A 7,344-nucleotide genomic window follows, 5' to 3' on the forward strand; every position below is an offset into this window, starting at 1 on the left:
CCCACCTCACGAAAACACCGTCCGGCCGCCACAATCCCCCCACCGGCCCCGACAAGACGGCACGACCGACCGACTTGCTGTCCCGCCCGGAGGATTCATGACCCCGCCCACCGCCTCTCATGATCCGTACGCTGAGCCGTACGGGGATGAGGGCGACCAGCCGTTGGTGCGTCCGTACGCGATGACCGGCGGCCGGACCCGGCCGCGCTACCAGCTCGCCATCGAGGCCCTGATCAGCACCACGGCCGACCCGGCAGCGCTGATGGGCCTGCTCCCGGAGCACCAGCGCATCTGCCACCTGTGCCGCGAGGTCAAGTCGGTCGCGGAGGTCTCCGCGCTGCTGGCCATGCCGCTGGGCGTGGCCCGGATCCTGGTGGCCGACCTCGCCGAGGCGGGCCTGGTGGCCATCCACCAGCCGGGCGGCGACGAGAACAACGGCGGCGCTCCGGCTGTGACGCTGCTCGAAAGGGTGCTCAGTGGACTTCGCAAGCTCTGACGCGGGCCGGGCGACCACCTCCGCGAAGATCGTGGTGGCGGGCGGCTTCGGCGTGGGCAAGACCACGTTCGTCGGCGCCGTCTCGGAGATCAACCCGCTGCGCACAGAGGCCGTCATGACGTCCGCGAGCGCGGGCATCGACGACCTCACCCACACCGGAGACAAGACCACCACCACGGTGGCCATGGACTTCGGCCGCATCACCCTGGACCAGGACCTGATCCTGTACCTGTTCGGCACCCCCGGCCAGGACCGCTTCTGGTTCATGTGGGACGACCTGGTGCGCGGCGCGATCGGCGCGGTGGTGCTCGTGGACACGCGCCGTCTCGCGGACTGCTTCCCGGCGGTGGACTACTTCGAGAACAGCGGTCTGCCGTTCGTCATCGCCCTCAACGGCTTCGACGGCAACCAGCCGTACAACCCGGACGAGGTGCGCGAGGCTCTGCAGATCGGTCCCGACGCCCCGATCATCACGACCGACGCGCGGCATCGTGCCGACGCCAAGAGCGCGCTGATCACGCTGGTGGAACACGCCCTGATGGCCCGCCTGCGGTAGCCGCAAACAAGACGTGCCATACGGCAGTTGCCGTAAACGGAACGGAGCCGACTGTGGCCTTTGACACGGTCGGCTCCGGTGTTCATAACGTTTCGGCAGAGGAATCAGGTGGCGTCGCCACGCGTCGCGGTCGACCGGTGCCGCTGCGCTCACAAAGGCCCCGCCTTTTGGCGGGGCTCGCTCTTTATGACCGTTTTATCTATGGCGCGCCGGAGCCCCGCCCGGGGGTTTCCACTGTTTGGAAGTGCGCTGGTCCACGTGCTGGAATGCCTGAACTGCCCATTGGTCAATGTCGTACTGAACGGTCGATGGCTGAACGGGCTCTGAGAGACTGCGGCACGACGTAGGTGCCGACCGCCGAGAGGTTGTTGGTCGAGTGAGGCGAAGCAAGAACGGTCCCGAGCCGTCGGCGCGGGGCAACTTCACCCCGCCGCCGCGCGCTGCGGCGCCCAGCCCTGTGCCAGGTACGGAGGCACCGGCCACTCCCGCACCCAGCGGCGGCCGTTTCACCATGCGTAACTGGCGGGTGCGGACCCGGCTGAACGCGATCCTGCTCATACCCGTGGCGGTCGGCCTCGTCATGGGCGGCTTCCAGGTGAAGAACTCGATCGACACCTGGCAGGAAGCCCGCGACGCCGAGCAGACCGCCCGCCTGGTCCGTGCCGCCCTCACCTACGCCGACGCGCTGGAGACCGAGCGCGACGTCAGCGCGGCCCCCATTCTGGCGAACAAGGACAAGCAGACCGTCACCGACGCCCGTCAGCAGTCGGACGCGGCGGCCACCGGCTTCGACCAGGCCGCGAAGAACATGCCGCACAAGTCGGGCCTGGAGCGCCGGCTGAAGATCTTCCGCGAGGCCCAGGCCAAGCTGCCCGTGCTGCGCCAGGTCGCGTACACCTCCAAGCTCACGGGCGTGCAGACCGAAGAGGGCTACGTCAAGGTCATCCACCCCCTGATGGAGTTCGCCAACGAGCTCGGTCTGGGCACCGGCAACATCACCTCCTACGGCCGTACCGTCTACGCGATGTCGCTCACCAAGGCGGCGCTGTCGCTGGAGCGGTCGATCGGCATGCACCTGCTGGTCAAGCCCGGCCCGGACGCCCCGAACCTGGCGACGCAGCGGGTCTCCCTGTCCTCGTACGCCTACCTCGAGGGCATCGCCATCGAGGAGTACAAGGGCGGTGGCACCGAGGCCGACGCGCAGAAGCTGGCCGACGCGCTGACGAAGATCCAGTCGGACGGCAAGGCGCTCGTCGCGCAGCAGAAGCTGAAGGACCCGACGTACGTCCCGCCGCCGTCCGGCGCGACCGCCATGGTCGCGGCCCTGGTCAACCTGAAGGACACCTCCCCGCTCAGCCGGCAGGCGCTCGCCGCGAACGGTGTGACCGGTGACAACTGGTGGGCGGCCAACACGCTCAGGTACAAGGCCTACCGCCAGATCGAGTCGGACATGACCGACCGGGCGGTGAACGAGGCCGTCAGCATCGCCGACGACGCGAAGACCTCCGCGATCACCACCGGTGCCGTGGTCGTCGTCGCCCTGCTGTTCGCCTTCCTCCTGGCCGCCTCCGTCGCCCGCCAGATGAGCCGCTCGATGCGCCAGCTGCGCAACGCCGCCTTCGGCATCGCCGAGCAGCGTCTGCCGATGCTGGTCGACCAGCTCTCCCGCACCGACCCGGGCCGGGTCGACACCCGGGTGGCGCCGATCCCGATCACCTCGACCGACGAGATCGGCGAAGTCGCCCGCGCCTTCGACCAGGTCCACCGCGAGGCGGTCCGGCTCGCCTCCGAGCAGGCCCTGCTGCGGGGCAACATCAACGCGATCTTCACCAACCTGTCGCGCCGCAACCAGTCGCTGATCGAGGGCCAGCTGACCCTGATCACCGACCTGGAGAACAACGAGGCCGACCCGGACCAGCTGGAGAACCTCTTCAAGCTGGACCACCTGGCCACCCGTATGCGCCGCAACGGCGAGAACCTCCTGGTCCTCGCCGGCGAGGAGCCCGGCCGCCGCTGGGACCAGCCGGTCCCGCTGGTCGACGTCCTGCGCGCCGCCTCCTCCGAGGTGGAGCAGTACGAGCGCATCGAGCTGTCCGGCGTCCCGGAGGCCGAGATCCACGGCCGCGCGGTCACCGACCTCGTGCACCTGCTCGCCGAGCTGCTGGAGAACGCCACCACGTTCTCCTCCCCGCAGACCAAGGTCCGGGTGACCGCGACCCGTCTCCCCGACGGCCGCGTCATGATCGAGATCCACGACAAGGGCATCGGCCTGACCGCCGAGGACTTCGCGGACATCAACCACAAGCTGGCCAACCCGCCGACGGTGGACGCCGCGATCTCGCAGCGCATGGGCCTGTTCGTGGTCGGCCGGCTGTCCGACCGGCACGGCGTCCGCGTCCAGCTGCGCCCCTCGGGCGAGCAGGCCGGTACGACCTCCCTGGTCATGCTCCCGGACGTCATCACCCACGGTGGTGGCGGCGAGGCTCCGCTGGAGCGCGAGGAGTTCACGGTCTCGCAGATCATCCCGGAGCAGCAGTTCCAGGGTGAGAACTTCAGCCAGCCGCAGCCGATGCGCACCGCGGCCGAACTCGGCTTCGACGACACCCAGTACACGCAGGTCCCCGACGACATCCGCGATCTGGACCCCGTCGGCCGCTCCCTGATGCGTGAGGAACGCAGGGCGGCCCTGGAGGGCAAGTCGCACGGCCAGGACCCGGCCGAGCCCATGCAGCCGCAGCAGGAGGCGGAGCCCGCCGGCTACGCCGACCCGTTCTTCAACGGGCAGCAGGCGTACCAGGAGCAGGCGTACGAGGAGCAGCAGCACACCTCGTACGACGAGGGCTTCGACAGGCCGTACGACGAGCAGCAGTACTACGCGCCGAACGGCGGAGTGCGGCGCGACGACGGTTTCCCGCCGGCCGGCGGCTACCCCGAGCCCGCTTTCGCCGAGCCCGTCCAGGAGCAGTCCCGCGAGGACGACTGGCCGCAGCAGGACGACTGGCCGCAGCAGGGCGCGTACCAGAACGGCTATCCGGCCCAGTACGCTCCCGAAACCGAATCGCCGCAGGCCGGTGACGCGGGTGAGCGAAACCGCGTAGGCTTCGACCGTCCGGAACCGGCCGCTCCCGCCAGCCACGAGCTGACCGACGCCGGGCTGCCCCGCCGCGGAGCCGTCCCGAACGGCGCCAACGGCTCGAACGGTGCGGCGCGTGTCCAGGCGGAAGCGCCGGCCCCCGCTCCGAACGGCAACGGCGAAGGCGGCTGGCGTTCGGCCAACGACGAGCGGTGGCAGCAGGCCTCGCAGCTCCGGAAGCCGAAGGCCGGCGGGGTCACCGCCTCCGGTCTGCCGCGGCGCGTGCCCAAGGCCAACCTGGTCGAGGGTGCCGCCGAAACCACCCCCCAGGGAGGCCCTCAGGTCTCCCGCGCCCCGGAGGATGTCCGGGGCAGGCTGAGCAACCTGCGTCGAGGCGTCCAGCGCGGACGCAACGCAGGCAGTGAAACGAACGGCCAGGGCTTCGGTCCTGACAGCACCTACAACCAGGAGCGTTAGTGTGAGCCCGATGAGCCAGGCGGCACAGAACCTGAACTGGTTGATCACCAACTTCGTGGACAACACCCCGGGGGTGTCCCACACGGTGGTGGTCTCCGCCGACGGACTCCTTCTGGCGATGTCCGAAGGCTTCCCCCGCGATCGCGCCGACCAACTCGCGGCCGTCGCCTCCGGTCTGACGTCCCTGACGGCAGGCGCCTCCCGGATCTTCGAGGGAGGCGCTGTGAACCAGACGGTTGTGGAGATGGAGCGGGGATTCCTCTTCATCATGTCCGTATCCGACGGTTCCTCGCTCGCGGTTCTGGCCCACCCGGAAGCGGACATCGGCCTCATCGGGTACGAGATGGCCCTTCTGGTGGACCGCGCGGGCACGGTTCTCACCCCGGATCTCCGTGCGGAGCTCCAGGGAAGCCTTCTCAACTAACAGACGTACGGTGCGTATTCGCGTCCCGGGGCCTTAAGGTTTCGGGACGCGGCTCCACAGCGATGGGTGCCCGGCACAGTCGGAGGAGGAGAAAGTGGCAACACCCCCAAGCGGTTCGTCTTCGGGTAACTGGTCCTACGGCCCTGCCCAGGGCCAGGGTCAGGGCGACGGTTCGGCGAACCGGTACAACTTCCCCTCCGCCCCGAGCCACCGGCAGCCCTACGCCCCGCAGGGGCCGGGCCCTTCGCCGTACGACCAGCCACCGGCTCCCCGCATCCAGCCGGTGCAGCCGCAGCGCCGCCCCGAGCCGGCGCCTGCGACAGCCTCGAACAACCCCCTGGTGCGTCCGTACGCCATGACCGGTGGCCGGACCCGCCCGCGGTACCAGCTCGCCATCGAGGCACTGGTGCACACCACCGCCGCTCCGCACCAGATGCAGGGCCAACTGCCCGAGCATCAGCGGATCTGCAACCTGTGCCGGGAGATCAAGTCGGTGGCCGAGGTCTCGGCCCTGCTGACGATCCCCCTCGGCGTGGCCAGGATTCTCGTCGCCGACTTGGCGGAGGCAGGCCTGGTCGCCATCCATCAGCCCGGCGGCGACGAGAACGCCGGTGGCCAGCCAGACGTGACACTGCTCGAAAGGGTGCTCAGTGGACTTCGCAAGCTCTAGCGGCGGTCCTTCCCGCTCCACCACCTCAGCGAAGATCGTGGTGGCGGGCGGCTTCGGCGTGGGCAAGACCACGTTCGTCGGCGCCGTCTCGGAGATCAACCCGCTGCGCACAGAGGCCGTCATGACGTCCGCGAGCGCGGGCATCGACGACCTCACCCACACCGGAGACAAGACCACCACCACGGTGGCCATGGACTTCGGCCGCATCACCCTGGACCAGGACCTGATCCTGTACCTGTTCGGCACCCCCGGCCAGGACCGCTTCTGGTTCATGTGGGACGACCTGGTGCGCGGCGCGATCGGCGCGATCGTCCTGGTCGACACCCGGCGCCTCGCCGACTGCTTCCCCGCGGTCGACTACTTCGAGAACTCGGGCCTGCCCTTCGTCATCGCCCTCAACGGCTTCGACGGCAACCAGCCGTACAACCCGGACGAGGTGCGCGAGGCCCTGCAGATCGGCCCCGACACCCCGATCATCACGACGGACGCCCGCCACCGCGCGGACGCCAAGTCGGCGCTGATCACGCTGGTGGAGCACGCCCTGATGGCCCGCCTGCGCTAGGACGCCCGCACAGCACCGTGACAACGGCCCCTGAAACCCGCCGGGTTCAGGGGCCGAGTTGCGTCACGGCGCCGGTGACTCACTTCCCGGGCACACACTCCACGGCGTCGGTCCTGGCACGCCAAGGCCCCGCCCTCCCGGAGGAGCGGCGGGGCCTTGGGTCACGCGTGGAAACTCAGTGCCAGCTGTGCGGCGCCCGGAAGCCGGGCTCGCGCTCCAGACGGCGCCAGCCGGCCTTGGCACGGCCCCGGTGGGTCTGGGCCTCGGGGGCCGACTGGGCGGCTGCGCGGGCCAGGAGGACGGCCGTGATGGCGGCGACCTCCTCGGGCTCTGCGTGGCCCTTCTCGACGCGGATGTCAGGTGTGCTCATGGGTGTCAGTCTCCGTGAGAGAGAGGTCCGCGGGGTTGCCGCGGGGGATCCGCCCGGTTACTGCGGGGGGTTGCCGTGCTTGCGGGACGGCAGGTCGGCGTGCTTGGTGTGCAGCATGGCGAGGGACTTGACGAGCACCTCGCGGGTTTCGGCGGGATCGATCACGTCGTCCACCAGACCGCGCTCGGCCGCGTAGTACGGGTGCATCAGCTCGGCCTTGTACTCCTTGACCATCTTCTGACGCATGGCCTCGGGGTCCTGGGCATCGGCGATCTGGCGGCGGAAGATGACGTTCGCGGCGCCCTCCGCACCCATGACGGCGATCTCGTTCGTCGGCCAGGCGTAGGTCAGGTCGGCGCCGATCGACTGGGAGTCCATGACGATGTAGGCACCTCCGTACGCCTTGCGCAGGATCAGCGAAATCCTCGGCACGGTCGCGTTGCAGTAGGCGTAGAGCAGCTTCGCGCCGTGGCGGATGATTCCGCCGTGCTCCTGGTCGACACCGGGGAGGAACCCCGGGACGTCCAGGAAGGTGACGATCGGGATATTGAAAGCGTCACACATCTGGACAAAGCGCGCAGCTTTTTCACTCGCCTCGATGTCCAGTACGCCCGCGAGGACCTGCGGCTGGTTGGCGATGATGCCGACGACCTGGCCGTCGAGCCGGGCCAGCGCGCAGATGATGTTCCGCGCCCAGCGCTCGTGGACCTCCAGGT

General features: G+C 69.3%; 8 protein-coding genes. 6 read left to right on the top strand and 2 right to left on the bottom strand.

The annotated features are described in order from the left end of the window. Window positions 1–97: 97 nt before the first annotated feature. The 6 genes from ACWD35_RS32485 (at window position 98) to ACWD35_RS32510 (ending at window position 6,258) form a co-directional block, all read left to right on the top strand. Complete coding sequence (locus ACWD35_RS32485; protein WP_369037137.1) at window positions 98–496, top strand: DUF742 domain-containing protein; 399 nt, start codon at window positions 98–100, stop codon at window positions 494–496. After that, complete coding sequence (locus tag ACWD35_RS32490) at window positions 477–1,052, top strand: GTP-binding protein (RefSeq protein ID WP_451354913.1); 576 nt, start codon at window positions 477–479, stop codon at window positions 1,050–1,052. Before ACWD35_RS32485 ends, ACWD35_RS32490 begins: the two co-directional genes overlap by 20 nt. Window positions 1,053–1,428: 376 nt before the next feature. Beyond that, complete coding sequence (locus tag ACWD35_RS32495; protein ID WP_451354914.1) at window positions 1,429–4,602, top strand: sensor histidine kinase; 3,174 nt, start codon at window positions 1,429–1,431, stop codon at window positions 4,600–4,602. A gap of 10 nt (window positions 4,603–4,612) precedes the next feature. Further along, window positions 4,613–5,026: a roadblock/LC7 domain-containing protein gene (locus ACWD35_RS32500; protein ID WP_003993185.1), complete on the top strand. Its 414-nt coding sequence runs from the start codon at window positions 4,613–4,615 to the stop codon at window positions 5,024–5,026. Between the two features lie 94 nt (window positions 5,027–5,120). Continuing rightward, window positions 5,121–5,696 carry a DUF742 domain-containing protein gene (locus ACWD35_RS32505; RefSeq protein WP_451354915.1) on the top strand — a complete coding sequence of 192 codons (576 nt, stop codon included), beginning with the start codon at window positions 5,121–5,123 and terminating at the stop codon, window positions 5,694–5,696. Further along, complete coding sequence (locus ACWD35_RS32510) at window positions 5,677–6,258, top strand: GTP-binding protein (RefSeq protein ID WP_026248371.1); 582 nt, start codon at window positions 5,677–5,679, stop codon at window positions 6,256–6,258. The genes ACWD35_RS32505 and ACWD35_RS32510 overlap by 20 nt, the downstream gene beginning before the upstream one ends. Window positions 6,259–6,433: 175 nt before the next feature. On the opposite strand, the gene ACWD35_RS32515 is transcribed toward ACWD35_RS32510, so the two are convergent. Beyond that, on the bottom strand, window positions 6,434–6,628 hold the full coding sequence (locus ACWD35_RS32515) for an acyl-CoA carboxylase subunit epsilon (protein WP_451354916.1): 195 nt from the start codon (window positions 6,626–6,628) through the stop codon (window positions 6,434–6,436). Window positions 6,629–6,685: 57 nt separating this feature from the next. After that, the coding region (locus ACWD35_RS32520; RefSeq protein WP_451354917.1) for an acyl-CoA carboxylase subunit beta at window positions 6,686–7,344 on the bottom strand (659 nt) is incomplete at its 5' end.

This window comes from Streptomyces sp. NPDC002671 (genome assembly GCF_053592475.1).

Bases quoted from the DNA above. Each gene is read 5' to 3' on its own strand.
- ACWD35_RS32485 (WP_369037137.1), top strand. From the start codon at position 98: ATGACCCCGCCCACCGCCTCTCATGATCCGTACGCTGAGCCGTACGGG.
- ACWD35_RS32500 (WP_003993185.1), top strand. From the start codon at position 4,613: ATGAGCCAGGCGGCACAGAACCTGAACTGGTTGATCACCAACTTCGTG.
- ACWD35_RS32515 (WP_451354916.1), bottom strand. From the start codon at position 6,628: ATGAGCACACCTGACATCCGCGTCGAGAAGGGCCACGCAGAGCCCGAG.